This window comes from Synechococcus sp. WC101, assembly GCF_047461555.1.
Classification (GTDB): domain Bacteria; phylum Cyanobacteriota; class Cyanobacteriia; order Thermostichales; family Thermostichaceae; genus Thermostichus.
The window spans coordinates 1-1,851 of the sequence record NZ_JANSHG010000268.1 but is presented as its reverse complement, the minus strand read 5'-3'; the positions used below and the strand labels follow the sequence as shown (position 1 = coordinate 1,851).

The following is a 1,851-nucleotide window of genomic DNA, read 5'->3' as shown; positions in this document are numbered from 1 at the left end:
GGATGGCGCCGCAGGACCAGCCGCACGAGCGCTTTGAGTTCCCCGAGGAAGTCCTGCCCCGCGGCAACGCGCTCTAAACTGGCGCTGGCTGTCGAACGCTTGAGTTCTCTCGATCCTTTACGTGAGAGCCGAGGCCGAGCGTTCGCCTATTCAAGTCTTGGATTGGATGGGTAGGCGCTCGGCCATTCCTAAGCTCCTTTGCTTTTCACCTCATATCTTTTGCTGTACTGTCACCTTTACTGTTTTCGGAGGCTGGCCTCAGTGACTTCAACGACGTTTGGTTCCGCAGCGATGCAGGATCGCACCCAGGGCGGGTTCGCCTGGTGGGCCGGGAATGCTCGCTTGATCAATCTTTCCGGTCGGCTTTTGGGCGCTCACGTAGCCCACGCCGGCCTGATCGTCTTCTGGGCGGGAGCGATGCTGCTGTTTGAGGTGGCTCACTTCACGCCGGATCGGCCCATGTACGAGCAGGGGCTGATCCTGATGCCCCACGTGGCCACTTTGGGCTGGGGAGTTGGCCCAGGCGGCGAGGTGATCGATACCTACCCCTACTTTGTGATCGGTGTGCTGCACCTGGTCTCCAGCGCGGTGCTGGGTCTGGGAGGCATTTATCACGCCGTGCGCGGCCCGGAAACCCTGGAGCAGTCTTTCCCCTTCTTCGGCTACGACTGGAAAGACAAGAACAAGATGACCACCATCTTGGGGATCCACCTCATCCTGTTGGGGTTGGGGGCTTTCCTGTTGGTGGCCAAGGCCATGTGGTTTGGTGGCGTCTATGACACCTGGGCTCCGGGGGGTGGCGACGTGCGGGTGATCACCAACCCCACGCTCAACCCGGCGGTCATCTTCGGCTACCTGTTCAAGTCTCCCTTTGGCGGCGACGGCTGGATCATCAGCGTGGACAACATGGAGGATGTGATCGGCGGCCACATCTACATCGGCATCATCTGCATTGCCGGTGGGATCTGGCACATCCTCACCAAGCCTTTTGGCTGGGCCCGCCGTGCTCTTATCTGGTCGGGAGAGGCCTATCTCTCCTACAGCTTGGCGGCGGTCTCGCTGATGAGCTTTATTGCCACCTGCTACATCTGGTTCAACAACACCGTTTACCCCAGCGAGTTCTACGGCCCCACCGGCCCGGAAGCCTCGCAAGCTCAAGCCCTCACCTTTATCGTGCGCGACCAGCGCCTGGGGGCGAACATCGGCCAGGCCCAAGGCCCCACCGGTCTGGGTAAGTACCTGATGCGCTCTCCCACGGGCGAGATCATCTTCGGCGGTGAGACGATGCGCTTCTGGGATGTGCGGGCCCCTTGGAAAGAGCCGCTGCTGGGCCCCAATGGCTTGGATCTGGACAAGCTGAAGAACGACATCCAACCCTGGCAGGCCCGCCGTGCGGTAGAGTACATGACCCACGCGCCGCTGGGATCTCTGAACTCGGTGGGGGGTGTGGCTACCGAGATCAACACGGTGAACTTCACCAGCCCGCGCACCTGGCTGGCAGCCCACAACTTCATCTTCGGCTTCCTGTTCTTCGTCGGTCACCTGTGGCATGCTGGTCGCGCGCGCGCCGCTGCTGCCGGCTTTGAGAAGGGGATCAGCCGCGAGAACGAGCCGGTTTACCGGATGAAGCCGATCCGATAAGCCCGGAAGTCTCTCGGAGATCACAACCTTTGGCCCCCGGCAGGGGGCCTTTTTTTGGGGATCCCCCCTGCCGGGATGGACAGAGAGGGAAGCACGGGTAGAGACTGGGAAGGCCGAATGCGCAAATCAAGATGCACAAAGTTCCGGTTACGGTCATCACCGGATTTTTGGGATCCGGCAAGACCACTTTGATCCGTCACCTTTTGCTCA

The 1,851-nt window shown here is 60.8% G+C and carries 2 protein-coding genes and 1 pseudogene; all 3 read left to right on the top strand.

What is annotated here, in order from left to right:
• A pseudogene (locus NW809_RS12295) lies at window positions 1-77 on the top strand (photosystem II protein D2); the annotation flags it as partial.
• A gap of 214 nt (window positions 78-291) precedes the next feature.
• The gene (gene psbC / locus NW809_RS12290) at window positions 292-1,641 is read left to right on the top strand and encodes a photosystem II reaction center protein CP43 (RefSeq protein ID WP_041438536.1); all 1,350 of its coding nucleotides are present in this window, start codon (window positions 292-294) and stop codon (window positions 1,639-1,641) included.
• Window positions 1,642-1,772: 131 nt separating this feature from the next.
• The coding region (locus NW809_RS12285; RefSeq protein ID WP_414402270.1) for a GTP-binding protein at window positions 1,773-1,851 on the top strand (79 nt) is incomplete at its 3' end.